Here is a 26,560-nt window from a genome sequence, read left to right as displayed (position 1 = left end):
CGGTTTTTACGTTGAAGACATCGCTTTAGTGGGCGGCTTCCGGTTTGTGCTTCTGCGCGCTCTGGAAATCGTAGGTCAGCGCATTCTTCGCGCTGTCCAGAGACACTGTCACCTGGCCACCATCGACCAGCGAGCCGAACAGCAGCTCGTTCGCCAGCGGCTTTTTCAGGTTGTCCTGAATGACGCGTCCCATTGGACGTGCACCCATCGCCCGGTCGTAACCTTTCTCCGCCAGCCAGTCGCGCGCTTCCTGACTGACTTCCAGGGAGACGCCTTTCTGGTCCAGCTGGACCTGCAGCTCGACGATAAACTTGTCGACAACCTGATGGATCACCGTGGTAGAGAGATGATCGAACCAGATAATGTTGTCGAGGCGGTTACGGAACTCCGGCGTAAAGATCTTCTTGATCTCATCCATTGCATCCGGACTGTTGTCCTGCTGAATAAGGCCAATCGATTTACGCTCAGTTTCCCGCACCCCGGCGTTAGTGGTCATCACCAGCACCACGTTGCGGAAGTCCGCTTTACGCCCGTTGTTATCGGTCAGCGTACCGTTATCCATCACCTGCAGCAGCAGGTTGAACACATCCGGATGCGCTTTTTCGATCTCATCAAGCAGCAGCACCGCGTGCGGATGTTTAATCACCGCATCGGTCAGCAGCCCGCCCTGATCGAAGCCAACGTAGCCCGGAGGCGCCCCGATTAAACGGCTGACGGTATGACGTTCCATATATTCGGACATGTCAAAACGCAGCAGCTCAATACCCAGCGCCTTCGCCAGCTGCACGGTCACTTCGGTTTTCCCGACCCCGGTAGGCCCGGCGAACAGGAATGACCCAACCGGCTTGTGCTCATGGCCCAGCCCGGCGCGCGCCATTTTGATGGCTTCGGTCAGCGCCTCAATGGCTTTATCCTGACCGAAGACCAGCATTTTCAGACGGTCGCCAAGGTTTTTCAGCGTATCGCGATCGCTCTGGGAGACGCTCTTCTCAGGGATCCGCGCAATCCGCGCCACCACTGACTCGATATCCGCCACATTGACCGTTTTCTTACGCTTGCTGACCGGCATTAAGCGCGCCCGCGCGCCCGCTTCGTCAATGACGTCAATTGCCTTATCCGGCAGATGACGATCGTTAATGTATTTTACCGCCAGCTCAACCGCCGCACGCACCGCCTTAGCGGTATAACGCACGTCATGGTGCGCTTCGTACTTCGGCTTCAGGCCGTTGATAATCTGCACCGTCTCTTCCACCGACGGTTCGGTGATATCGATCTTCTGGAAACGACGGGCCAGCGCACGATCTTTCTCAAAGATGTTGCTGAACTCCTGGTAGGTGGTGGAGCCGATCACCCGGATCTTGCCGCTGGAAAGCAGCGGTTTAATCAGGTTAGCCGCATCGACCTGGCCGCCAGAAGCCGCCCCCGCACCGATAATGGTGTGGATTTCATCAATAAACAGGATGCTGTTGGTATCCTGCTCCAGCTGTTTGAGCAACGCTTTGAAACGTTTTTCAAAATCGCCACGATATTTGGTCCCTGCCAGCAAAGAGCCAATGTCGAGCGAGTAGATGGTGCAGTCGGCCATCACTTCCGGCACATCGCCCTGCACAATGCGCCAGGCAAGGCCTTCGGCGATCGCAGTTTTACCGACGCCGGATTCACCCACCAGCAATGGGTTATTTTTACGGCGACGGCACAGGACCTGAATCGCACGCTCCAGCTCTTTTTCACGGCCGATCAGGGGATCAATGCCGCCGACGCGAGCAAGCTGATTGAGGTTGGTGGTGAAGTTTTCCATACGTTCCTCCCCGCCGGCTTGCTCTTCATTGCCAGGCTGGCTTCCGCTGTTATCGGAAGACTGGCTCGGCTCGTCTTTGCGTGTACCATGAGAAATGAAGTTCACCACATCGAGTCGGCTGACTTCATGTTTACGCAGCAGGTAAGCGGCCTGCGACTCCTGCTCGCTGAAAATGGCCACCAGTACGTTGGCGCCGGTCACTTCGCTGCGGCCAGAAGATTGCACGTGGAAGACGGCGCGCTGCAGCACACGCTGGAAGCTCAGCGTCGGCTGGGTGTCGCGCTCTTCTTCCGTGGCTGGCAGGACGGGTGTGGTTTGTTCGATGAAGGCTTCAAGTTCCTGACGCAATGCCACCAGGTCCACTGAACACGCTTCCAGGGCCTCACGGGCCGAGGGGTTGCTTAGCAGAGCCAGCAGCAAGTGCTCGACGGTCATAAACTCATGACGGTGCTCGCGCGCTCTGGCGAAAGCCATATTTAAACTGAGTTCCAGTTCTTGATTGAGCATAGGCACCTCCCCCAATTTTCATGCCTGTATTCAGGCTTTTTCCAGCGTACACAGCAATGGATGCTCGTTCTCCCTCGCGTACTGATTCACCATAGCGACTTTGGTCTCCGCCACTTCCGCGGTAAACACGCCACAAATCGCCTTACCTTCATAGTGAACCGTGAGCATCAGTTGCGTTGCACGTTCAACATCATAAGAAAAGAATTTTTGTAACACGTCAATAACAAACTCCATTGGAGTGTAGTCATCATTGACTAATATCACTTTATACATAGATGGCGGTTTAATCGCATCACGAACTTCGTCGTCAACCAGGTGCTCGAAGTCCAGCCAATCTCTCTTACTCATCGTCAGTGTTCATCATCGGTTGCTGTTGCCAACAGGCGGAGGCCTGTCGATGACCAGAGGTTATGCTCATCACAAATCTACAACAGATCATAGATAACTATCATCTATCGCTTCTATCCGCGACGGCTGTCACATTCCCCGGCAATAGCGTTAACTGCTTCAAATTTTGACGCATTTTTCGCCGTTCCCCCTCCTCAATCGCTTGACGCGTTTTCGTATTTCTCTAAATTGTAGTGGCGAGAGTTGGCGAGCAATTGAACAACTCGTCACTCCACCACCGGTTCATTCCATCTTACTTATAAAGATTTACGAAGGATGTCGAAGTATGGAAATGGGTACTGTTAAGTGGTTCAACAATGCCAAAGGGTTCGGTTTTATCTGCCCTGAGGGCGGCGGCGAAGACATTTTCGCCCATTACTCCACCATCCAGATGGATGGTTACAGAACGCTAAAAGCCGGACAAGCCGTTCGGTTTGATGTTCACCAGGGGCCAAAAGGCAACCACGCCAGCGTGATCGTCCCTGTGGAAGCGGAAACGGCTGCATAACTCTTTTGCTTCATTGTGTACATCCTGCTAATAAAATGCCAGTCCTTCTGACTGGCATTTTTATTTCTATTCGCGTGCCAGCGCATCCACCGGATCGAGCCGTGCCGCGTTGCGCGCTGGCAGCCAACCAAACAGCACCCCGGTCAACGTCGAACAGAGAAAAGCCGTTAGCAGAGCCAGCGGGGAAAAACCGATCTCCCAGCCGGGCAGAAACAGCTGCAGAATAAATGCGATCATCAGCGATAATGTGACCCCCAGCGCGCCACCGACCAGGCAAACCAGCACCGCTTCGATGAGAAACTGCTGCAGTACATCGCTGGCCCGCGCGCCAACCGCCATGCGGATGCCGATTTCGCGCGTCCGTTCGGTCACCGACACCAGCATAATATTCATTACACCAATACCGCCAACCACCAGGGCAATCACCGCCACCAATGTCAGGAACAGCTGTAAGGTATGTGTGGTCCTTTCTGCAGTTTTCAAGATGCTGTCCATATTCCAGGTGAATACATCTTTTTTACCATGCCGCAGCTCCAGTAGACGCAGCAGCTGTTTCTCCGCGGTTTCACTGTCATAACCTTCATGAACGCGTACCGTAATGGAGTTCAGCCACGACTGGCCCATCACTCTTCCCGCCATGGTGGTGTAAGGCAACCAGACGCGGAGAATTTTACTGCTGCCAAACATTGACTGTTTTTCATCCGCGACGCCGATCACCGTGGCCGGCATATTGCCCACCAGAATCACCTCGCCCACCACTTTCGCTTTATTGGGAAACAGCTGGCGACGGGTATTGCTGTCGAGCACTACCACCTGCGCCCGACTGTTGAGCTGCAGTTCATTAAAGGTATTGCCTTCGCTGAAGGTCATGCCGTAAACATTAAAGTACTGCGGCCCGACCCCCTCCGCGCTGGCGGCAACGTCAATATTGTTGGCGCGCAGGCGCAGGCTTTTCGATACCGCCGGCGTGGCGGAACGCACCCATGGCTGTTTCTGGATCGCCAGCAAATCGTCATACTTCAGCGCCTGCTGATAACGCGGGTCGTCATCGCCAAAATCCTTTCCGGGATAGACATCGATGGTGTTGGTGCCGATGGCGCGAATATCCGCCAGCACCATCTGTTTGGCGGCATCACCGACCACCACGATCGATACCACCGACGCAATGCCGATAATAATGCCGAGCATGGTCAGCAGGGTACGCATTTTATTCGCCGCCATCGCCCGCCACGCCATAACCAGCGCTTCGCGAAAGCCACTGGTAAACTGACGCCACGCCGAGGGTTCCGGCTGCTGACGGGCGCGCAGCCCACCGCCCTGGCGGCTGCCGGGCGGATTGCGGACGATCTCGCCATCGCGGATCTCAATGATCCGTTCCGCCTGGGCCGCGACCTGCGGATCGTGGGTGACAATGATGACCGTATGGCCCTGAGCTTTGAGCTGATGCAGGATCGCCATCACCTCTTCGCCGGAATGGCTGTCCAGCGCGCCGGTCGGTTCATCCGCCAGAATCACTTCCCCGCCGTTCATCAGCGCACGGGCGATACTCACCCGCTGCTGCTGGCCGCCGGACAGTTGCGACGGCTGATAGTCAGCCCGATCGCCAAGCCCCAGACGCACCAGCAGATCATGGGCGCGCGCCAGGCGTGCCCGTCGCTCGCTGCCGGCATACACCGCAGGCACTTCAACGTTCTGCGCGGCGGTAAGATGTGACAGCAAGTGGTAGCGTTGAAAGATAAAACCAAAGTGTTCCCGCCGCAGCCGAGCCAGCGCATCGCCATTCAACTGCGCGATATCGGTTCCCGCCACCCGGTAGGTGCCGCTGGTCGGTTTGTCGAGACATCCGAGAATATTCATCAGCGTCGATTTGCCCGAGCCGGAGGCACCCACGATCGCCACCATCTCCCCCGCATTGATGCTGAGGGTGATCCCCTTCAGTACCTCAACGCTGCCGTCGCCGGAAGGGTAGCTGCGACGAATATCACGCAGCTCAAGCAGCGCCGTCATTTTGCCGCCCCGCTCGCGCTCTCGCCGACGATCACTTCATCTCCCTCATCCAGCCCCTGCACCACCGCGACGTCGGTATCGTTGCGGGCGCCAATGGCAACCTCACGCTCTTTTACCTCGCCGGTGCGCAACAACCGGACGTGATAGCGGTTATCACCCACCGCGTCACCCAGGGCGCTCAGCGGGATGGTAATCACGTTTTTCACCTCGGCCAGCTGGATATGCACCTGCGCGGTCATGTCGAGACGCAGGATGCCCTGCGGATTCGGCACCTCGAAGCGGGCATAGTAGAAGATGGCGTCATTGACTTTTTCCGGCGTCGGCAAAATGTCTTTCAGCGTGCCTTCATAGCGAGTCAGCGGATCCCCCAGCACGGTAAACCACGCCTTTTGCCCCGGTCTGAGGTGGATGACATCCGCTTCAGAGACCTGCGCTTTGACCAGCATGGTGCTGAGATCCGCCAGCGTCAGAATGTTCGGCGCCTGCTGGGCGGCGATCACCGTCTGTCCCTGCAGGGTGGTAATTTGCGTCACTTCGCCAGCCATCGGCGCCAGGATCCGCGTGTAGTCGAGGTTGGTCTTCGCGGTGTCGAGCGTCGCCTGGTTACGCTTGATTTGCGCTTCAATAGTGCCGATCTGCGCTTGTTTCACCGCCAGATCGGTGGCCGCGGTATCAAGGTCCTGTCGCGAGACCAGCTGGCGCTGCGCCAGCTGCTGCTGACGGGCCAGAGTCACCTGCGCCAGTTTGCTCTCCGCGCGCGCCTGATTGAGCTGGGCACGCAGTTCCATCAGCGTCGCTTCAACCTCTTTAATTTGGTTTTGCGCCTGCTCCGGATCGATAACCCCCAGCAACTGGTCCTTTTTGACCTTATCGCCGATATTGACGTGCAGCGTTTTCAGCTGTCCGCTGACCTGGGCGCCGACGTCAACTTTCCGCAGGGCATCCAGCTTACCGGTGGCCAGCACGCTCTGCTGGAGGTCACCTTTGCGCACCACCAGCGTCTGGTAGTTCGGCAGCGGCGCATTCAGGATCCGCCATCCCCAGACGGCCAGACCCAGCACAACGATCGCTAACAACCACCAGATTGTCCTGCGTTTTCCCTTCACTTTCATTATCCGATTCCTGCTGTTTCCCTGCCGCTCCAGACGGTGATTCTATCCAAACCCGTCGACAACAGAACACCCATTTTTAACGTTGCTTACGTTTTGTTTAGCTACCGGAGAGCTTTGCGCCAGCCCTACGGCGCAGGTTAATCTGCACGACCACGAGCCAGCCACAGTACCCGCGAGAACATTTTCTTTAACAGCGTCGGCACCGCGTCCACCCCGCGTCGGCCGGCCTCCATCGCCACCTCAATCGCCAGGTCGGGCTTGGATGAACGATGGATGGCCTTGGTGATCACCCGCCGCATATTCATAGGGACATTATCCGGGATCTGCGCCACCCGGTGATAAACGTCATCAAATCCCTGGCGATACATAAAGTGCTCCATATCCATCGCTGGCAGGCTCGTCAAATGGTCACGCTCCAGCTCGCGATCGTTATTCAGCAGGCCGAGCACGGTGGCGGCATATTTTTTCCCCGCCTCATCGCCATCCACCAGCACGTGCCACTGGATCCCCATCCGGCGGGCAAATTTGATCAGTGGTTTAAGGCCTGACTGGGCGAACTCGATCACCTTCACGCCCTCGGCATCAAAATGATGGCCACACTGGCGGGCCAGTTCGTTGATAACCCAGGTCTCCGTCTCCCCTTCCACCAGCAGCCAACAGCGGGCGAAGAGCGATGAGGCGCGATTGAAGCGAATATGGAAGGCGATACGCCGGCTGTCTTCGGCATTCATTCCGCCGGGTCCCAGCCGCCATGCCGACACCCTCGACGACTCACGAACCAGTCGACAGACCTGCTCCACCGGCGTCAGGGACAACAGCTCCCCGGAGTTGGTGGTGGTCACGCGCTGCAGCGGCAATAAATTCAGCAGGTGCCAGGCGACAGAGAGCATAATCGGATGCAAACGCGTCTCCGGATCTTCAATCAGCAACAGCGGCCGCGCGTCGCGATCGAGGCGCACCGTCCCTTTTGCCTGCAGGAGGGTGGAAAACAGTCCCAGCAGAATCACCCGATGGCTGCGCCCGCCGGGTTTATCGATCATCCGGTTGATAATATCCAGATAGCGCCAGCTGCGCTGCTCATCATGGGAGCGCCGCCGCATCAGACGATGCCGTGTCTGGGCGCTGCTTTGCTCGGCAAAGTAATGCTCCAGCAGTTGCACCATGGCCGACAACCCCTCGCGGATCTGACCGTCCGATAAATTTTGCGGATGGCTGACCAGCTCCCGGGAGAGAAAATCGAGCTGGCGGGCGGTGATCTCTATCTGCGGCGAATGCGGTACCGTCCCGTTATGGATGCGCCGCATAAAGCGCGCGTCGCGCAGGCGCAGCACCGGCATCAGACGCACCAGGTGTCTGGCCAGATCATCAATATCCTCAACCGCCAGCGCTTCGCCTTCGCCATCGATAAAGCTCCGCAGGGTCATCACGCTGTCGTCATCGGCGAGCTCACCTTCCAGACGGTAGAACACCCGATGATAACCATCGTCACAAGGTACCCAGCAGCGCTGAAGCGGACGAAAACGCCGGACCCGATGGCGGCCCGGTTCGGTTTCGCGGAAGGTCAGGATAATATGCAAATGGTGCTCGCGCCCCTGGATGTCGCCCGGGGGAAACCAGAAGTCATCGCGTACAAAGTGATAAAGATCGAACTCAGGGGACAAAAGCAGGGTCAGCGCATCAAGCAGACTGGACTTCCCCCACGCGTTCTCCCCGATCAGGACGTTATTTTGCTCCAGCATCAACGACAAACGATTGATACCGCGAAAACCGACGATTTCTACGCGCTCAAGAAGCATATCCCCTCCGCTAAACCACCACTCTCCTTCAGTAATCAACAGTATAGCGAGGGCAGCGGCAAGATGACACTCTGCTTAATCGCATCGGCGCATCATATTCAGCAGATTAAATATATTCATAAAATTACTCACTTATCGCCTATTACCGGCTGTTGATTATTCATCAAACAAAATAGTTTTATTTCAGGCGTTATGATCTACACTATTGATAATCTTCCACGGATATAAGGAAAGACTACACTGGCAAACGGAATCCCTTCACCTTGCCCTAAATCAAATAATATCAATATATTTAACTGGCTCTGGGATGGCGATTATCTCTAGAATAACGCCGCTTTATTTTTATCGTCATCCCTTATCACGATAAATAAAGACCGGCACGGTCCGCTCGTGCGCGTATACATTTTAATTGAGGTGGTTATGTTCAGAAAATTAGCAGCAGAATGCTTCGGCACTTTCTGGCTTGTATTTGGTGGCTGCGGTAGCGCCGTGCTTGCCGCAGCCTTCCCTGAGCTCGGTATTGGTTTTGCCGGCGTCGCGCTGGCATTTGGCTTAACGGTATTAACCATGGCATTTGCGGTCGGCCATATTTCCGGGGGGCATTTCAACCCGGCGGTGACCCTGGGCCTGTGGGCCGGCGGCCGTTTCCCGGCGAAAGAAGTCATTGGCTATATTATCGCTCAGGTGGTCGGCGGCATTATTGCCGCGGCGGTGCTGTACGTGGTGGCCAGCGGTAAAGCCGGCTTTGATGCCGCCGCCAGCGGATTTGCCTCCAATGGCTATGGCGAACACTCCCCGGGCGGCTTCTCCATGCTGTCGGCTATCGTCATTGAAATTGTCCTGACCTGTGGCTTCCTGCTGGTTATCCATGGCGCGACCGATAAATACGCACCGGCGGGCTTTGCGCCGATCGCTATCGGCCTGGCGCTGACCCTCATCCATTTGATCAGCATTCCGGTTACCAACACCTCGGTCAACCCGGCGCGCAGCACCGCGGTAGCGATTTTCCAGGGCGGCTGGGCTCTGCAGCAGCTGTGGCTGTTCTGGGTCATGCCGATCGTCGGCGGGATCCTCGGCGGCGTGCTGTATCGCACCCTGCTGGAAAAACGCGATTAATCCTTTGTAAAGCCCGGGTTTCCGGGCTTTTTCTTTCTGGTGGCAGCTTTACTCGGCCCGGTGATTTGGGTAGTGTCATGGGCGCTATTCTCATTATGCAAGGGCTGCATCGTTCATGTTATCGGGACTCTTCATCATTCTGTTGCCGCTGGTTGTCGGCTATCTGGTGCCACTTCGTCAACCCTCCGCGCTAAAACTGATTAACCGGATGCTCAGCTGGATTGTCTATGTCATCCTTTTTTTTATGGGGATCAGCCTGGCATTCCTCGACAATCTGGCCATCAACCTGCTGGCCATATTGCATTACGCTGCAGTGAGCGTGGTCATCATTTTACTGTGTAATATTGCCGCCCTGTTGTGGCTGGAAAGTAAAATGCCATGGCGCAGTCAGCATCGGCAGGAGAAATTACCTTCGCGCCTGGCCATGGCCCTGGAATCGCTGCAGCTGTGCGGCGTGGTGGTGCTCGGTTTTCTGCTCGGCCTGACCGGCCTGTCTTTTTTACAGCACGCGACCGAAGCCAGCGAATATACGCTGATCTTTCTCCTGTTCCTCGTCGGTATTCAATTACGCAATAATGGAATGAGTCTGCGACAAATAGTCCTTAACCGTCGGGGAATGATCGTCGCCGTGGTGGTTATGGCCAGTTCATTACTTGGCGGGATACTTAACGCCTTTATTCTCGGTCTGCCGTTAAAGACCGGTCTGGCGATGGCGAGCGGTTTCGGCTGGTATTCGCTCTCCGGTATTTTACTCACTGAATCCTTTGGCCCGGTGATCGGCAGTGCGGCGTTCTTTAACGATCTGTGTCGCGAGCTGCTGGCTATCATGTTAATTCCGGGCCTTGTTCGCCGCAGCCGCTCCACAGCGCTGGGGCTGTGCGGCGCCACTTCGATGGACTTCACCTTACCGGTACTCCAGCGTTCCGGCGGCGTCGAGATTGTTCCTGCCGCCATCGTGCACGGTTTTCTGCTTAGCCTGCTGGTCCCGATCCTGATCGCCTTTTTTACCGCCTGAATACCCGCTGGCGGCAGACTTACTGCCGCCAAATTTGCGCTAAATCAATCTCCCTTTAAGTTGTATCAGAAATGCCTTTTCACCTTGTGCCATGCGGCATAACCTTAAACATGTATATTAAATATAACTTTAAAGGTGTGACCATGTTTTGTGTGCAATGTGAACAAACCATTCGTACCCCAGCCGGCAACGGCTGCTCTTACGCGCAGGGGATGTGCGGTAAAACAGCGGAAACCTCCGATCTGCAGGATCTGCTGATTGCGTCACTGCAAGGCCTGTCCGCCTGGGCGCTCAAGGCCCGCGAATATGGCATTATCGATCATGAGGTCGACAGTTTCGCCCCCCGCGCCTTCTTCTCCACCCTGACCAACGTCAACTTCGATTCTCCGCGTATCGTCGGCTACGCCCGCCAGGCGATTGCCCTGCGTGAGGCGCTGAAAGCGCAGTGCCAGAACCTCGACGCCAGCGCCGCGGTTGATAACCCGGTAGCCGATTTACACCTGGTCAGCGACGATCTGGGTGACCTGCAGCGTCAGGCGGCAGACTATGCCCCAAATAAAGATAAAGCCGCCATCGGCGAGAATATTCTCGGTCTGCGTCTGCTGTGCCTGTACGGCCTGAAAGGCGCGGCGGCCTATATGGAGCACGCCCACGTACTCGGCCAGTACGACAACGCGATTTATGCCCAGTACCATAAAATCATGGCATGGCTGGGAACCTGGCCGGCGGATATGAACGCGCTGCTGGAATGTTCGATGGAAATCGGCCAGATGAACTTCCAGGTGATGAGCATCCTTGACGCCGGTGAAACCACTAAATATGGCCACCCGACGCCGACTCAGGTGAACGTTAAAGCCACCGAAGGGAAGTGCATCCTGATCTCCGGCCATGATCTGAAAGATCTGTATAACCTGCTTGAGCAGACGGAAGGCACCGGCGTTAACGTCTATACCCACGGCGAAATGCTGCCGGCGCACGGCTATCCGGAGCTGCGTAAATTCAAACATCTGATCGGCAACTACGGCAGCGGCTGGCAAAACCAGCAAGTGGAATTCGCCCGCTTCCCGGGCCCTATCGTGATGACCTCGAACTGCATCATCGACCCCACCGTCGGCGCCTACGACGACCGCATCTGGACCCGCAGCATCGTCGGCTGGCCGGGCGTGAACCATCTGGAAGGTGAAGACTTCGCCCCGGTTATCACCCAGGCACAGCAGATGGCGGGCTTCCCGTACAGCGAAATCCCGCATCTGATCACCGTCGGCTTTGGCCGTCAGACCCTGCTTGGCGCGGCGGATACGCTGATCGATCTGGTCAGCCGTGAAAAACTGCGCCATATCTTCCTCGTCGGCGGCTGCGACGGCGCCCGCGGGGAGCGTAACTACTTCACCGATTTCGCCACCAGCGTGCCGGATGACTGCCTGATCCTGACCCTGGCCTGCGGTAAATACCGCTTTAACAAGCTGGACTTCGGCGATATCGAAGGTCTGCCGCGTCTGGTCGACGCCGGGCAGTGCAACGATGCCTACTCGGCAATTATTCTCGCGGTTACGCTGGCGGAAAAACTGGGCTGCGGTGTTAACGACCTACCGCTGTCGCTGGTGCTCTCCTGGTTCGAACAGAAAGCGATCGTCATCCTGCTGACGCTGCTGTCGCTGGGGGTGAAAAACATCGTCACCGGCCCGACGGCGCCTGGCTTCTTCACCCCGGATCTGCTGGCGATCCTCAATGAGAAGTTTGGACTGCGTTCCGTGACCACCGTGGAACAAGATATGCAGCAGCTGCTGAGCGCTTAAGGAGTCCCTGATGACCATGCCAACCTCCCAGTGCCCGTGGCGGATGCAGGTTCACCACATTCACCAGGAAACCCCGGACGTGTGGACCCTTTCGCTGCTGTGCCACGATTACTATCCGTACCGCGCCGGCCAGTATGCCCTGGTCAGCGTGCGTCACTCGGCGGAAACGCTGCGCGCCTATACCCTTTCCTCCACGCCGGGGGTCAGCGAGTACATTACGCTGACCGTTCGCGGTATTGACGAGGGCGCGGGTTCGCAGTGGTTGACCCGCGAGGTCAAACGCGGCGATTACCTTTGGCTGTCCGATGCGATGGGCGAGTTTACCTGCGACGATAAAGCGGAAGATAAATTCCTGCTGCTGGCCGCCGGCTGCGGCGTAACGCCGATAATGTCGATGCGTCGCTGGCTGGCGAAGTATCGACCGCAGGCCGACGTGCAGGTGATCTATAGCGTGCGTTCGCCGGAAGATGTGATCTTTGCCGAGGAGTGGCGCCAGTATCCGGTCACCCTGGTGGCAGAGCACCATGCCACTCATGGCTTTGTCGCCGGCCGTCTGACCCGGGAGCTGCTGCAGAGCGTGCCGGATTTAGCCAGCCGCACCGTGATGACCTGCGGCCCGGCGCCTTATATGGAGAAGGTCGAGCAGGATGTTGCCGCCCTGGGCGTCACCCGCTTCTTTAAGGAGAAGTTCTTCACCCCGGTGGCGGAAGCCGCGACCAGTGGACTGAAATTTACCAAACTGCAGCCGGCGCGCGAGTTTTACGCGCCGGTGGGCACCACACTGCTTGATGCGCTAGAGAGCAATAAAGTGCCGGTGACCGTCGCCTGCCGCGCCGGTGTCTGCGGCTGCTGTAAAACCAAAGTGGTTTCCGGGAAGTACAGCGTCACCAGCACCATGACGTTAACCGACGCCGAAATCGCCGACGGCTATGTGCTGGCCTGCTCCTGCCATCCGCAGAGCGATCTGGTTCTCGCCTGAGGTCAAAATCCCCGGTGGCGCTACCGCTTACCGGGGCTACAGCGCTGTGCGATTGGGTAGCCCGGAGAAGGCGCAATGCGCCGCCTCCGGGAAAATCCCGGGCGACAATAAACGCTCAGGCGACATGAGATAAACATTTTCTCAGACTGAAAAAGTTGCAAACCGGCAACAGTATCGACTTTACGCCCCAGGACGAATGAGGCATTTTTACCGCCAGGCCGACTGGCCGGCCAGCGAATAACGCCCTGCGCCGAGTAGCGCAATCGCCAGTGCGCCAACAAAGAAATAGACCAGGTTCTCAATGGCCCACGCCCCCACCGCATCAAGCGCAAACGTCTTGCCGAGACCGACCATCAGCCACGCCACCACCATGGTGAACGCCAGCACCAGCGCCGCCGGGCGGGTCAGGACGCCGAGAATTAACAAGCAGGGAGCGACCACTTCCCCCACCAGCACACCGTAGGCGATGAACCCCGGCAACCCCTTCGCCACCAGCATGCCGCTGATCCCGCCCACGCCGTCCAGCAGCTTGTGCAGACCGTGAAACAGCATTAACCCGCCGACGGCGAGTCGTAACAAGAGTTTACCGGCGTCGTCATGCGACAGCGTTTTATTTACTGCGTTTAACATTCCCTTAACCATCTGATGTGCTTCCTGTTTTACAACCTGTGAGGTCCCTGAGTATGCACAATTTTTCAGCAATAAAACCAGCAAAAAATAAGGGACAATCAGCAACGTAACCTGCAGTTTCATCTAAGCTTGAAGGCGTTATCACAAAAAGGAGATGGAGATCATGAAACAAACCGTGGCCGCATACATTGCCAAAACGCTGGAACAGGCCGGCGTGAAACGTATCTGGGGCGTCACCGGAGATTCCCTCAATGGATTGAGCGACAGTCTGAACCGCATGGGCACCATCGACTGGATGCCCACCCGGCACGAAGAGGTGGCTGCTTTCGCCGCTGGCGCCGAGGCGCAGCTGACCGGCGAACTGGCGGTCTGCGCCGGCTCCTGCGGGCCGGGCAACCTGCATCTGATTAACGGTCTGTTTGACTGTCATCGTAACCATGTGCCGGTGCTGGCCATTGCCGCCCACATCCCCTCCAGCGAAATCGGCAGCGGCTATTTTCAGGAGACCCATCCCCAGGAGCTGTTCCGCGAATGCAGCCACTACTGCGAGCTGGTCTCCACCCCGGAACAGATTCCGCAGGTGCTGGCCATCGCCATGCGTAAAGCGGTGATTAACCGCGGCGTCTCGGTGGTGGTGCTGCCCGGCGACGTGGCGCTGAAGGCTGCCCCGGAGAGCGCCAGCAGCCACTGGTATCATGCGCCGTTGCCGACGGTCACTCCGGCGGAAGAAGAACTGCGCAAGCTGGCGCAGCTTATTCGCTACTCCAGCAATATCGCGCTCATGTGCGGCAGCGGCTGCGCCGGCGCTCATCAGGAGCTGGTGGAGTTCGCGGCCAAAATTAAAGCCCCCATCGTCCACGCCCTGCGCGGCAAAGAGCACGTGGAGTACGACAATCCGTACGATGTCGGCATGACCGGGCTGATTGGCTTCTCCTCTGGCTTCCACACCATGATGAACGCCGATACCCTGATCCTGCTGGGCACCCAGTTCCCCTATCGCGCCTTCTATCCAACCGACGCCAAAATTATTCAGATCGACATCAATCCCGGCAGCATCGGCGCCCACAGTAAGGTCGATATGGCGCTGGTGGGCGATATTAAATCGACGCTAAAAGCGCTGCTGCCGCTGCTGGAAGAGAAAACCGATCGCCACTTCCTGGATAAAGCGCTGGAGCACTATCGCGACGCGCGAAAAGGGCTCGACGATCTGGCAAAACCCAGCGATAAGGCAATCCACCCGCAATATCTGGCACAGCAGATCAGTCATTTTGCCGATGAAGACGCCATTTTCACCTGCGATGTCGGCACCCCAACCGTCTGGGCGGCACGCTACCTCAAAATGAACGGCAAACGCCGCCTGCTGGGCTCGTTCAACCACGGCTCAATGGCCAACGCCATGCCGCAGGCCATCGGCGCCCAGGCTACTGCCCCGGAGCGGCAGGTGGTGGCCATGTGCGGCGACGGCGGGTTCAGCATGCTGATGGGCGATTTTCTGTCGCTGGCGCAGATGAAGCTGCCGGTGAAAATTGTCATCTTTAACAACAGCGTGCTGGGCTTCGTGGCGATGGAGATGAAGGCCGGGGGCTATCTCACCGACGGTACGGAGCTCCACGATACCAACTTCGCCCGCATCGCCGAGGCCTGCGGTATCAAAGGTATACGCGTTGAAAAAGCCTCCGAGGTGGATGAAGCGCTGCAGACCGCCTTCCGCACCGACGGTCCGGTGCTGGTCGACGTCGTCGTCGCCAAAGAGGAGCTGGCTATCCCGCCGCAGATCAAGCTGGAGCAGGCGAAAGGCTTTAGCCTGTATATGCTGCGGGCGATCATCAGCGGGCGCGGCGATGAGGTCATCGAACTGGCGAAAACCAACTGGCTCAGGTAAAACAGAAGCAATACGTTGAACCAGACCAAGGAAAAGCCGTGATCGATTTACGCAGTGATACCGTTACCCGTCCCGGGCGCGCCATGCTGGAGGCCATGATGGCCGCCCCGGTCGGGGACGATGTGTATGGCGACGACCCTACCGTCAATGAACTGCAGCGCTATGCCGCCGACCTCGCGGGCAAAGAGGCGGCGCTGTTTCTGCCCACTGGCACCCAGGCCAACCTCGTTGGCCTGCTCAGCCACTGTCAGCGCGGCGAAGAGTATATCGTCGGCCAGGGGGCGCACAACTATCTGTACGAAGCCGGCGGCGCGGCAGTACTCGGCAGTATTCAGCCACAGCCGATTGACGCCGCAGCCGATGGTTCGCTGCCGCTGGATAAAGTGGCGGCGAAAATCAAACCCGACGATATCCATTTTGCCCCCACCCGCCTGCTGAGCCTGGAAAACACCCACAACGGTAAGGTGCTGCCGCGCGACTATCTGCAGGAAGCCTGGGCGTTTACCCGCCAGCGCGACCTGGCGCTGCACGTCGACGGCGCGCGTATCTTTAACGCCGTAGTGGCCTACGGCTGCGAACTGCGTGATATCGCTCAGTACTGCGACTCCTTCACCATCTGCCTGTCAAAGGGGCTTGGCACCCCGGTAGGCTCGCTATTGCTGGGCAGCGAGGCATACATTCGCCGTGCTATCCGCTGGCGGAAAATGGTCGGCGGCGGGATGCGCCAGGCGGGCATACTGGCCGCTGCCGGGCTGTACGCGCTGAAAAATAACGTGCAGCGCTTGCAGGAGGATCATGACAACGCCGCGTGGATGGCGGAGCAGCTTCGCGCCATCGGCGCCGACGTCACCCGCCATGATACCAACATGCTGTTTGTGCGCGTTGGCGAAGCGCAGGCCCCGGCGCTCGGCGAGTTTATGCAGGCGCGCGGCGTGTTGATTAACGCCTCGCCTGTTGTCCGTCTGGTCACTCACCTGGATGTCAACCGTCAGCAGCTGAGCGAGGTGGTCGCTCACTGGCAGGCTTTTTTACAGCGCTAAGGAGTCAGGCGTGTCGCAATCGGTTCTGGTGCTCGGCGCCAGCGGCTATATTGGCCAGCATTTGGTGCGCGAGTTAAGCGCGCGGGGTTATCCAGTGCTGGCGGCGGCACGCCATATCGACCGACTGCAAAAGCTCGATTTGCCCGGCGTCACCTGTCGGTCAGTCGATCTTAATCAGCCGCAGGCTCTGCCTGCACTGCTCGCCGGCATCGATACCCTTTATTATCTGGTCCACGGTATGGGCGAAGGCGGCGATTTTATCGCCCATGAACGCCGGGTGGCCACGCATGTGCGCGATGCCCTGCGTCAGTCGTCAGTGCGCCAGGTGATATTTCTCAGTTCGCTACAGGCCCCGGCGCAGGAGCAATCTGACCATTTGCGCGCCCGCCAGGTGACCGGTGAGGTCCTGCGTGAGTCGGGCGTGCCGGTGACCGAACTGCGGGCCGGGATTATCGTCGGCGCCGGCTCTGCCGCCTTCGAGGTGATGCGCGATATGGTTTATAACCTGCCAGTGCTCACTCCCCCGCGCTGGGTACGCTCGCGTACCACCCCTGTCGCCCTGGAAAATCTGCTCTTTGACCTGGTTGAGCTGCTGAATCATCCGTCCAACGCGCATCGCGTCTTCGAAGCCGCCGGTCCGGAGGTGTTAAGCTATCAGCAGCAGTTTATCCACTTTATGGCCGTCAGCGGTAAACATCGCCCGCTCATTCCCATTCCCCTGCCGACGCGCTGGATCTCAGTGTGGTTTCTTAACGTTATCACCTCGGTGCCGCCTACCATCGCCAGGGCGCTGATTCAGGGGCTGAAGCACGATCTGATCGCCGACGACCGGGCGCTGCGAGCGCTGATCCCGCAAACGCTGATCCCCTTCGATCAGGCGGTTCGCCGCACGCTGAAAGAAGAAGAGCAGCTGGTAAACTCCAGCGACTGGGGCTACGACGCCCAGGCTTTCGCCCGCTGGCGACCGGAGTACGGCTACTTTCCGAAACAGGCTGGCTGCACCGTCACCACCCAGGCGAGCCGCCAGGCCTTGTGGCAGGTCGTTAACCAAATCGGTGGTAAAGAGGGGTATTTTTTCGGCAATCTGCTGTGGAAAACCCGTGGTGCGATGGACCTGCTGGTCGGCCATCGGTTAGCCAAAGGACGGCCGCAGCGCGACTATCTGCAAACCGGCGATACGGTCGACAGCTGGAAGGTAATTATCGTGGAGGAAGAAAAACAGCTCACCCTGCTGTTCGGTATGAAAGCGCCGGGGCTGGGCCGGTTAAGCTTTACGATAAACGATAAAGGCGACCATCGCGAACTGGACGTGCGCGCCTGGTGGCACCCGCACGGTATGCCCGGACTGATCTACTGGCTGCTGATGATCCCGGCGCACCTGTTTATTTTCCGCGGTATGGCGCAACGCATCGCCCGGCTGGCCGAACAAATCTCAGGCAGAGACCAAGGATAAGCATTATTCTTTCATGATTCTCATTGCATAGTCGGGAGAATCACGGAAAAATGCGCACGAAATTCTTTTCTGGGACAGTAGAGTGATATGAAGGTACTGGTTACCGGTGCGACCAGCGGATTAGGCCGCAACGCAGTGGAATATCTGCGCAATAAGGGCATCAGCGTGAGAGCCACCGGGCGCAACGAAGCGATGGGTAAGCTTCTGAGCAAAATGGGGGCAGAATTCATCCCGGCCGATTTAACCGAGCTGGTCTCTTCGCAGGCTAAAGTGATGCTCGCCGGTATCGATACCCTGTGGCACTGCTCCAGCTTTACCTCGCCCTGGGGCACCCAGCAGGCTTTCGATCTCGCTAACGTCCGCGCCACCCGCCGTCTGGGCGAATGGTCTGTGGCATGGGGGGTGCGCAATTTCGTCCATATCTCTTCGCCATCGCTCTATTTCGATTATCACCACCATCGCGATATCCAGGAAGATTTCCGCCCGCATCGCTTCGCCAACGAGTTTGCCCGCAGCAAGGCGGCCAGCGAGGAGGTGATCAACCTGCTGGCGCAGGCCAACCCGCACACCCGTTTTACCATTCTGCGTCCGCAGAGCTTGTTCGGGCCGCACGATAAAGTCTTTATTCCCCGGCTGGCGCAAATGATGCAGCATTATGGCAGCGTCCTGTTGCCGCGTGGCGGCAGCGCGCTGGTCGACATGACCTATTATGAAAACGCCGTGCATGCGATGTGGCTGGCGAGCCAGTCGGCCTGCGATCATCTTCCTTCCGCCCGCGCGTGGAATATCAGCAACGGCGAACCGCGCACCTTGCGAAGCATCGTGCAGAAACTGATCGACGAGCTGGGCATCAAGTGCCGGATCCGCTCAGTTCCCTACCCGATGCTGGATATTATTGCCCGCAGCATGGAACGTTTTGGCGATAAAACAGCCAAAGAGCCCGCCTTTACCCACTACGGCGTTTCCAAACTTAACTTTGATTTTACGCTCGACATCACCCGCGCGCAGGATGAACTGGGCTATCAGCCGGTGGTGACGCTTGACGACGGCATTGTGCGTACCGCCGCCTGGCTACGCGACCACGGTAAACTTCACCGCTAACCCTGGCCATATTTTTCTAACAGCGCCTCGGCTATCGCTTCAGTTTGCGCATCCGCTACGCCATCCCAGCGCTGCGGACGGAAGTGCATCTGGAAGGCGATAATCACCCGCTTCTTCTGCGCGGGGGTCATCTCCGGCGTCACCTGATAGCCGTAGCGCGCCAGTAAATCCAGCACCACCTCTGGGTCAACGGGATCGCTGGCCGGCCGTCCGTTCAGATAAAAGGCCACTCGCTGCTCGTCAGGCCAGGCGCCAATCCCCTGCTGCGCCAGCTGTTGCCAGGGAAACAGCGGCCCCGGATCGTCTTTACGCTGCGGCGCGATATCGGCATGGGCCACCACGTTCTGCGGCGCGATGTGGTAGCGGGTGATAATATCGCGCGCCAGCGGGATCAGGGCCGCTATCTGTTCCGGGTGGAAGGGGGTAAAGCTTTTGACGCCCGCCGTCTTCTGCCAGCCGCGGTTCTCCAGCTCAATGCCGATGGACGTATCATTGATACGCGTACTGCCGCGCCAGTAGCTCACCCCGGCGTGCCAGGCTAAATCCTCTTCCGGCACCAGCTGCCAGATCCGCGGTTTATGCTGATAACGCGGCGGCTGCTCGGGGATTAAATAGTGGGAGCTGACCTCTTTATCGGTCAACGTCGCCAGAGAAACATCAAAATTGTCTGCCGTATAGTGGATCACCAGCACTTTTATTCGCGGATAGGCCGCCTGCGCCGGATGGCGAGTGTCCAGCTGGTATCCATCGCGATCGATAATTCCCTTTTCCCCGGCACAGCCGGTTAACAGCAGCGCCAGCAGGGCGACCTGCGCAATCCGTTTCATCCCCTTTCCCTCGCCCGGCAGTGGAGCCGGGTTAATAAGACCATTGATTACGTCCTTTATTTTTAGCCTGGTACAACGCACTGTCCGCCCGGGCGATCAGCGTCTCCATCGGGACCGTGCCGTCGGAAGCCACCACGCCCATGCTGACGGTCACTACCGCCGCCACCGCAGAGGCTTCATGCGGCAAGGCCGCGTCGTGGATTTTCTGCTGAATGCGCTCGGCAATGACGGTGGCGTGCGCTAAGGAAACCCCCGGCAGCGACACGACAAACTCCTCGCCGCCGTAGCGGGCCACCAAATCGTCCTCAGCCCGCACCGCCATTTTAAGCACCTGCGCGACAGACGATAAGCAGTCATCGCCGGCCTGATGGCCGTAATGGTCGTTATAACGCTTAAAGTAATCGACATCGATCATGATCAGCGCTAACGGCGCTTTTTGCTCCCAGAGCTGCGCCAGAAAAGCATTCAGTGCCCGGCGATTGGCCGTTCCGGTTAAGGCATCCCGGTTAGCGATACTTTCCAGCCGCTGGATAAGCTGCATATTTTCCTGATGCGTATCCCAGGCTTCATCATACCAGCGCTGCAGAATACGCCGTCCATAAAGTAAAATCGCGGTGAAAATAGCCCATAAGGTCAAAAAACGAAATTCACCGTCATAGTGAATCTGCACCCCTGCCAGCAAGGCGGTCACCCACATTGGGAGCATAAAGGCGATAATGCCGGGCCAGTGGTGATAGAGCGCGGTGAGCCCGGTGGTCATTAAAATCACCAGCAGCGGCCAGGCGAAGGGCAAGGTCCAGAAAAAGATAAAACAGTAATTACTCAGGGACCAGCACAGGCTGAGCGCCAGCAGCAGCCCGGTGATGATATTCAGCGTATATCGCCCCTGCGCCAGCCGCGGCGTGACGGCAATAATCACTAAAATGGCCGAAATAATAATAACCGCGATCAGCGCCACTTCGATATAAGGAATAACCGCCCGGTGCGTCAGTAACTTCTTATCAAAATAGGTAAAGATAAAATTGCGGAAGAAAATCATTAACGCAAAAGCGATATTGACAAAGGCCAGCCAGGGCATACTCATGGACAGCGCATGGCGCTGAACATTATCTTTGGTGGCCCACAACGCGGCTCGCTGCTGCCGGGCCTGCTCTCGCTTATTTGTTAACATCTTATCTCCCTGGTGACCTGCATGACCATGGGTGCAGCCCCTGCTGTTCTATATAATAAACCATGTTACCGGGAATGTCTGTCAGCGTCCCGGCCCCTTCTCCTGCGTGCGCCTCAGCTAATTTTCAGCTAACCACAGTAAAAAAAGGTCTTGCGTCGCCTCAATGTTCATTCCGCAAAAAAAAGCAAGCATTATCAATGAGAACCTCGTCATCTTTTCTTTAAAAAAGCGTTAACTAATCGTCATAAAATTGCAGTATTTTGCTTGAAAAAAAAGCGGCGTTAGTACAATCTGAAATCGCTCATTGGTGAGTTAAAACAAGAGCATGATGATAGCAAAATAAACAATGGAGTCTAAAAATATGAAATATGCAGCTTTAGTGGCAGGTGCAGCATTGTTTTTAACGGCGAACGCCTTCTCCGCTGAGATTTTAACGAAAGAAGCCTTTAATAAGGTCCATACGCAATATACCAAAATCGGCACCATTTCCTCTACCGGCCAGACTGCGCCGAGCGATGCCCGTGAAGAGCTGATTAAAAAGGCCGATGAAAAAGGCGCGGACGTTATCGTGCTCTCTTCCGGTAATACCGATAAAAAACTGCACGTCTCCGCTAACATCTATAAGAAGAAGTAATTAATCTTATATCTCAAGAAACATTATCCTATTGTCCGGGTAATGTTTCTTGTTTGCCCAAAAAGTCTGTTTATTTTTAAACGGCGCCTGGTTTTTCCTGCCTGAATATCATTCGGTGATGCTCATTGTCGATTTCCTGCCCTAAGGCCGTTGTCACATCAAGGTCTTAGCTCTTTGCGTCAAGTACAATCCGCACGCTATACGCTATGCTTTAACGGAAACTGAAAACGTAGTTCGCTTATAAGGAAATCATCATGCGCTACAAACTTCTTGCTGTACTTCTCCCTTGCGCGCTGGCGCTCAGCGCCTGTACGACCGTCACCCCGGCCTATAAAGATAATGGTACCCGCAGCGGCCCCTGTGTCGAAGGCGGCCCTGACGACGTAGCGCAAAAATTCTATGACACTCAGATCCAGAACCGCACTCAGGATCCGGCGGCGCTGCGCCCCTATCTGAGCGACGGACTGGCGCAGTTACTCAATGACGCCCGCCAGGATCCGGCCAACAGCAAACTGCTGCAGGCTAACCCGTTCTCCAGCAGCAGCACCCCAGCAGACAGCGCCGTGGTCGCCAGCGCCTCCACCATCCCGAACCGTGATGCGCGCAATATTCCGCTGCGCGTCGAACTAAAACAGGGCACCCAGAGCTGGAAAGATGAAGTGCTGATGATCCAGGAAGGCCAGTGCTGGGCTGTCGATGACGTCCGCTATCTCGGCAACAACAGCCATGCGCCAGCCGGGACGCTGCGACAGAGTCTGGAGAAACGCTGATTCCGGAGTTGAAGCCACCCCGCTGAAACGATAACCCCGGTAAAATGTCGGTATTCGCCCCAGGAATGCCGACATTTGCGCCCCCCTCACCCACCAGGCCATATTTTGTGCTAACTTTAAAGCTAAACGTGGTTTAGATTTAACTTTTAACGCATAAATATTGCATAACTATTCTGCCAAAGGTAGTATTTGCGGCCTCAATAGCTATTCGTATCAGACTGCCCAGATGAGTATTAAACTAAACGGCATTAATTGCTTCTACGGCGCACACCAGGCGCTGTTCGACATCACGCTGGATTGCCCGCAGGGGGAAACGCTGGTGCTGCTCGGCCCCAGCGGTGCCGGGAAGAGCTCGCTGCTGCGCGTACTCAACCTGCTGGAGATGCCGCGGTCCGGTTCGTTATCCATCGCCGGCAACCAATTCGACTTCACCAAAGCGCCATCCGATAAAGCGATTCGCGAGCTGCGTCAGAACGTCGGCATGGTCTTCCAGCAATACAACCTGTGGCCGCACCTGACGGTACAGCAGAACCTGATCGAAGCCCCCTGCCGCGTACTGGGGTTAAGCAAGGATCAGGCGCTGGCTCGCGCAGAGAAACTGCTGGAGCGTCTGCGTCTGAAGCCTTACAGCGATCGCTACCCGCTGCATTTATCCGGCGGCCAGCAGCAGCGTGTGGCTATCGCCCGCGCGCTGATGATGGAGCCGCAGGTCCTGCTGTTCGATGAGCCTACCGCGGCGCTTGACCCGGAAATCACGGCTCAGATCGTCAGCATCATTCGCGAGCTGGCTGAAACCGGCATCACCCAGGTTATCGTCACCCACGAAGTTGAAGTGGCGCGCAAGACGGCCAGCCGGGTGGTGTATATGGAAAATGGCCATATCGTCGAGCAAGGGGATGCCTCCTGCTTCACGCATCCGCAAACTGACGCGTTTAAAAACTATCTTTCACATTGATGTTCTTCGGGGAAATGACGATGAAAAAAGTACTGATAGCCGCCCTGCTCGCAGGCATGAGCCTCTCCGCTTCCGCCGCGCAGACCATTCGTTTCGCCACCGAGGCCTCCTACCCTCCGTTTGAGCTGGTGGACGCCAACAACCAGATCGTCGGTTTCGATGTCGATCTGGCGAACGCGCTGTGTAAAGAGATCGATGCCACTTGTACCTTTACCAACCAGGCCTTTGACAGCCTGATCCCGGGACTGAAATTCCGCCGTTTCGACGCGGTCATGGCCGGGATGGACATCACGCCGGAGCGTGAAAAGCAGGTGCTGTTCTCTACCCCGTATTATGACAACTCGGCGCTGTTCGTCGGTCAGCAGGGTAAGTTCACCAGCATTGACCAGCTGAAGGGCAAAAAAGTGGGCGTGCAGAACGGCACCACCCACCAGAAATTCATCACCGATAAACATCCGGAAATTACTACCGTTCCTTACGACAGCTACCAGAATGCGAAGCTGGATCTGCAGAATGGTCGTATTGACGCGGTCTTTGGCGATACCGCCGTGGTGACCGAATGGCTGAAGAGCAATCCGAAGCTGGCGGCCGTGGGCGATAAAGTGACCGACAAAGCCTATTTCGGCACCGGGCTGGGCATTGCCGTACGTCAGGGCAACACCGACCTGCAGCAGAAATTTAACGCTGCGCTGGAAAAAGTGAAGAAAGACGGCACTTACCAGACCATCTATAACAAATGGTTCCAGAAGTAAGACTGAATGAACGAAATTTTTCCATTAGCAAGCGCCGCCGGGATGACCGTCGGCCTTGCCGTTTGCGCGCTCGTCATCGGCCTGGTCCTGGCGATGCTCTTTGCGGTACTGGAGTCAGTGAAATGGCGCCCGGTAGCCTGGCTTGCAACCGGCATTGTGACCATCCTGCGCGGACTACCGGAAATTCTGGTGGTGCTGTTTATCTATTTCGGCTCTTCCCAGCTGCTGCTGACGCTCTCTGACGGTTTTACCATCCCGCTCGGGTTCACGCAGATCCCGGTGCAGATGCAGATTGAGAACTTTGACGTCAGTCCGTTCCTCTGCGGGGCGATCGCCCTGTCGCTGCTGTATGCCGCCTACGCCTCGCAAACGCTGCGCGGCGCGCTGAAAGCCGTTCCGCAGGGTCAGTGGGAGTCCGGCCAGGCGCTGGGGCTGTCGAAAGCGGCTATATTCTTCCGTCTGGTGATGCCGCAGATGTGGCGCCATGCTCTGCCTGGCCTCGGTAACCAGTGGCTGGTGCTGCTGAAGGACACCGCGCTGGTGAGCCTGATCAGCGTCAACGATCTGATGCTGCAGACCAAAAGCATCGCCACCCGCACTCAGGAACCCTTTAACTGGTATATCATTGCGGCGGCAATCTATCTCGTCATCACCCTGTTGAGTCAATACATCCTTAAGCGGATTGACCAGCGTGCGACGCGCTTCGAACGGAGACCAGGCTGATGCTCGACTACTTACCCGAACTGCTGAAAGGGCTTCATACCAGCCTGACGCTGACCGTGGCGTCGATTATCGTGGCGCTGATCCTGTCGCTGATTTTTACCATTATCCTGACGCTGAAGACGCCGGGGCTGGTGTGGATAGTCCGCGGCTATATCACCCTGTTTACCGGTACGCCGCTGCTGGTGCAGATCTTCCTGATTTACTACGGCCCCGGACAGTTTCCTTCGCTGCAGGATTATCCGTGGCTGTGGCATCTTATCTCTGAACCGTGGCTGTGCGCTCTGATCGCCCTGTCGCTCAACAGCGCCGCCTACACCACTCAGTTGTTTTATGGCGCCATCCGGGCGATCCCCGACGGGCAATGGCAGTCGTGCAGCGCACTGGGGATGAGTAAAAAGGATACCCTGGCGATCCTGCTGCCGTATGCCTTTAAGCGTGCGCTGTCGTCCTATTCCAACGAAGTGGTGCTGGTTTTCAAGAGTACCTCTCTGGCCTACACCATCACCCTGATGGAAGTAATGGGCCACGGCCAGCTGCTGTACGGACGCACCTACGACGTGATGGTGTTCGGCGCCGCCGGGATTATCTATCTCATCGTCAACGGACTGCTGACGCTGCTGATGCGCCTGGTGGAACGTAAAGCGCTGGCCTTCGAGCGACGTAACTAGCGCCTGAGCCTTATTGCATAAAAAGCAGACAACAAGACGGACAAGTCTAACACCTGTCCGTCTTTTTTTATGGCATTAAAAATATTTAATCATATTTATTGCATATAAATTCATTTAATGGCATTGTCACTCTATGCCGCAGACACGGCGAATAATCATAAGATTGACAGACGGGAGTTCCACGATGAAAAAGTTAGTTCTGGCTGCACTGCTCACCACGTTCACCTTCGGCGCTGCCGCCGCAGAGAAAATCAGCTTCGGCGTGTCCGCAACCTATCCGCCGTTTGAATCGATGGATGCCAATAATCAGATTGTTGGTTTCGATCTCGACCTGGCCAAAGCGCTGTGCAAACAAATGCAGGCAGAATGTACCTTTACCAACCACGCTTTTGACAGCCTGATCCCGGCACTGAAGTTCAAGAAATATGATGCGGTGATTTCCGGAATGGATATTACGCCGGAACGCAGCAAGCAGGTGGCCTTCACCGACCCGTACTACGCCAACTCGGCGCTGGTGATCGCCAAAAAAGACGCGTTCCATTCCTTCGATGACCTGAAAAGCAAACGGATCGGCATGGAAAACGGCACCACCCATCAGAAATATCTGCAGGATAAACATCCTGAGGTGAAGACCGTCGCCTATGACAGCTACCAGAATGCGATTATCGATCTGAAAAATGGCCGTATCGACGGCGTGTTCGGCGATACCGCAGTGGTCAACGAGTGGCTGAAAACCAACCCGCAGTTGGGCGCAGCCACGCCGAAAGTGACGGATCCGCAATACTTCGGCACCGGACTCGGCATTGCCGTGCGCCCGGATAACAAGGCGCTGCTGGAGAAACTGAACGCCGCGCTGAAAGCGATTAAGGCCGACGGTACCTACCAGAAAATCAGCAACCAATGGTTCCCGGAGTAAATTTTTTGCCGGGTGGC

The 26,560-nt window shown here is 56.9% G+C and carries 24 protein-coding genes; 16 read left to right on the top strand and 8 right to left on the bottom strand.

What is annotated here, in order from left to right:
- Positions 1-25 precede the first annotated feature (25 nt).
- On the bottom strand, positions 26-2,305 hold the full coding sequence (clpA, locus tag AS136_RS05285) for an ATP-dependent Clp protease ATP-binding subunit ClpA (protein WP_012542332.1): 2,280 nt from the start codon (positions 2,303-2,305) through the stop codon (positions 26-28).
- Positions 2,306-2,335: 30 nt separating this feature from the next.
- Entirely contained in the window at positions 2,336-2,653 is a 318-nt protein-coding gene (clpS, locus tag AS136_RS05280; protein WP_002896520.1) for an ATP-dependent Clp protease adapter ClpS, read from the bottom strand.
- 325 nt (positions 2,654-2,978) lie between these two features.
- Between clpS and cspD the strand changes: the two genes are divergently transcribed.
- Positions 2,979-3,200: a cold shock-like protein CspD gene (gene cspD / locus AS136_RS05275; RefSeq protein ID WP_002896516.1), complete on the top strand. Its 222-nt coding sequence runs from the start codon at positions 2,979-2,981 to the stop codon at positions 3,198-3,200.
- A 66-nt stretch (positions 3,201-3,266) separates the two neighbouring features.
- Here cspD and macB read toward each other — a convergent pair whose 3' ends face one another.
- From macB to AS136_RS05260, 3 genes are all read right to left on the bottom strand, one after another.
- Positions 3,267-5,207: a macrolide ABC transporter ATP-binding protein/permease MacB gene (macB, locus tag AS136_RS05270; protein ID WP_008805839.1), complete on the bottom strand. Its 1,941-nt coding sequence runs from the start codon at positions 5,205-5,207 to the stop codon at positions 3,267-3,269.
- Positions 5,204-6,319 (bottom strand): macrolide transporter subunit MacA, encoded by a 1,116-nt coding sequence (macA, locus tag AS136_RS05265; protein WP_008805838.1) that lies wholly within the window; start codon positions 6,317-6,319, stop codon positions 5,204-5,206. Before macA ends, macB begins: the two co-directional genes overlap by 4 nt.
- 137 nt (positions 6,320-6,456) lie before the next feature.
- Positions 6,457-8,115 carry an ATP-dependent endonuclease gene (locus AS136_RS05260; protein WP_008805837.1) on the bottom strand — a complete coding sequence of 553 codons (1,659 nt, stop codon included), beginning with the start codon at positions 8,113-8,115 and terminating at the stop codon, positions 6,457-6,459.
- Between the two features lie 420 nt (positions 8,116-8,535).
- On the opposite strand from AS136_RS05260, the gene aqpZ reads away from it, so the two are divergent.
- From aqpZ to hcr, 4 genes are all read left to right on the top strand, one after another.
- Positions 8,536-9,231 (top strand): aquaporin Z, encoded by a 696-nt coding sequence (gene aqpZ / locus AS136_RS05255; protein ID WP_023322274.1) that lies wholly within the window; start codon positions 8,536-8,538, stop codon positions 9,229-9,231.
- Positions 9,232-9,346: 115 nt separating this feature from the next.
- Complete coding sequence (locus AS136_RS05250) at positions 9,347-10,246, top strand: LysO family transporter (protein WP_023322273.1); 900 nt, start codon at positions 9,347-9,349, stop codon at positions 10,244-10,246.
- A 143-nt stretch (positions 10,247-10,389) separates the two neighbouring features.
- Positions 10,390-12,042, top strand: coding sequence for a hydroxylamine reductase (gene hcp, locus AS136_RS05245; RefSeq protein WP_012968625.1), 1,653 nt, complete (start codon positions 10,390-10,392; stop codon positions 12,040-12,042).
- 10 nt (positions 12,043-12,052) lie between these two features.
- Positions 12,053-13,021, top strand: coding sequence for an NADH oxidoreductase (gene hcr / locus AS136_RS05240; protein ID WP_063266678.1), 969 nt, complete (start codon positions 12,053-12,055; stop codon positions 13,019-13,021).
- A 207-nt stretch (positions 13,022-13,228) separates the two neighbouring features.
- Here the strand turns inward: hcr and AS136_RS05235 are convergent, their stop codons facing one another.
- Positions 13,229-13,663, bottom strand: a complete 435-nt coding sequence (locus tag AS136_RS05235; protein WP_016160554.1) for a DoxX family protein — start codon at positions 13,661-13,663, stop codon at positions 13,229-13,231.
- Between the two features lie 151 nt (positions 13,664-13,814).
- On the opposite strand from AS136_RS05235, the gene poxB reads away from it, so the two are divergent.
- From poxB to AS136_RS05215, 4 genes are all read left to right on the top strand, one after another.
- Positions 13,815-15,533, top strand: coding sequence for a ubiquinone-dependent pyruvate dehydrogenase (gene poxB / locus AS136_RS05230; protein WP_008805831.1), 1,719 nt, complete (start codon positions 13,815-13,817; stop codon positions 15,531-15,533).
- Positions 15,534-15,571: 38 nt separating this feature from the next.
- On the top strand, positions 15,572-16,573 hold the full coding sequence (gene ltaE, locus AS136_RS05225) for a low-specificity L-threonine aldolase (RefSeq protein WP_023297312.1): 1,002 nt from the start codon (positions 15,572-15,574) through the stop codon (positions 16,571-16,573).
- 10 nt (positions 16,574-16,583) lie between these two features.
- Entirely contained in the window at positions 16,584-18,026 is a 1,443-nt protein-coding gene (locus AS136_RS05220) for an SDR family oxidoreductase (protein WP_023322270.1), read from the top strand.
- Positions 18,027-18,113: 87 nt separating this feature from the next.
- On the top strand, positions 18,114-19,127 hold the full coding sequence (locus AS136_RS05215) for an NAD-dependent epimerase/dehydratase family protein (RefSeq protein ID WP_008805828.1): 1,014 nt from the start codon (positions 18,114-18,116) through the stop codon (positions 19,125-19,127).
- Here the strand turns inward: AS136_RS05215 and AS136_RS05210 are convergent.
- Together AS136_RS05210 and AS136_RS05205 are read right to left on the bottom strand one after the other, a co-directional pair.
- A complete protein-coding gene (locus AS136_RS05210) occupies positions 19,124-19,954 on the bottom strand; it encodes an N-acetylmuramoyl-L-alanine amidase (protein ID WP_008805827.1) in 831 nt (276 codons plus the stop codon). The two genes, AS136_RS05215 and AS136_RS05210, sit on opposite strands and share 4 nt — an antisense overlap.
- A gap of 31 nt (positions 19,955-19,985) precedes the next feature.
- On the bottom strand, positions 19,986-21,125 hold the full coding sequence (locus AS136_RS05205; protein ID WP_016160551.1) for a GGDEF domain-containing protein: 1,140 nt from the start codon (positions 21,123-21,125) through the stop codon (positions 19,986-19,988).
- 361 nt (positions 21,126-21,486) lie between these two features.
- Here AS136_RS05205 and yahO point away from each other — a divergent pair, with 361 nt between their 5' ends.
- The 7 genes from yahO (at position 21,487) to artJ (ending at position 26,543) form a co-directional block, all read left to right on the top strand.
- Positions 21,487-21,759 carry a DUF1471 family periplasmic protein YahO gene (yahO, locus tag AS136_RS05200; protein ID WP_008805825.1) on the top strand — a complete coding sequence of 91 codons (273 nt, stop codon included), beginning with the start codon at positions 21,487-21,489 and terminating at the stop codon, positions 21,757-21,759.
- A 254-nt stretch (positions 21,760-22,013) separates the two neighbouring features.
- Positions 22,014-22,529: a lipoprotein gene (locus AS136_RS05195; protein WP_012968629.1), complete on the top strand. Its 516-nt coding sequence runs from the start codon at positions 22,014-22,016 to the stop codon at positions 22,527-22,529.
- Between the two features lie 226 nt (positions 22,530-22,755).
- A complete protein-coding gene (gene artP / locus AS136_RS05190; protein WP_012968630.1) occupies positions 22,756-23,484 on the top strand; it encodes an arginine ABC transporter ATP-binding protein ArtP in 729 nt (242 codons plus the stop codon).
- 20 nt (positions 23,485-23,504) lie between these two features.
- Positions 23,505-24,236, top strand: coding sequence for an arginine ABC transporter substrate-binding protein ArtI (artI, locus tag AS136_RS05185; RefSeq protein ID WP_002896390.1), 732 nt, complete (start codon positions 23,505-23,507; stop codon positions 24,234-24,236).
- A 6-nt stretch (positions 24,237-24,242) separates the two neighbouring features.
- Positions 24,243-24,959 carry an arginine ABC transporter permease ArtQ gene (gene artQ, locus AS136_RS05180; RefSeq protein ID WP_002896386.1) on the top strand — a complete coding sequence of 239 codons (717 nt, stop codon included), beginning with the start codon at positions 24,243-24,245 and terminating at the stop codon, positions 24,957-24,959.
- Positions 24,959-25,627, top strand: a complete 669-nt coding sequence (gene artM, locus AS136_RS05175; protein WP_008805822.1) for an arginine ABC transporter permease ArtM — start codon at positions 24,959-24,961, stop codon at positions 25,625-25,627. Before artQ ends, artM begins: the two co-directional genes overlap by 1 nt.
- A 184-nt stretch (positions 25,628-25,811) precedes the next feature.
- Positions 25,812-26,543, top strand: a complete 732-nt coding sequence (gene artJ / locus AS136_RS05170) for an arginine ABC transporter substrate-binding protein ArtJ (RefSeq protein WP_023322268.1) — start codon at positions 25,812-25,814, stop codon at positions 26,541-26,543.
- Positions 26,544-26,560: the final 17 nt, after the last annotated feature.

The organism is Klebsiella sp. D5A (assembly GCF_001620885.1).
Taxonomy (GTDB): Bacteria; Pseudomonadota; Gammaproteobacteria; order Enterobacterales; family Enterobacteriaceae; genus Klebsiella; species Klebsiella variicola.
The sequence above is the reverse complement of the archived record's forward strand: the minus strand, read 5'-3'. Positions and strand labels throughout refer to the sequence as shown.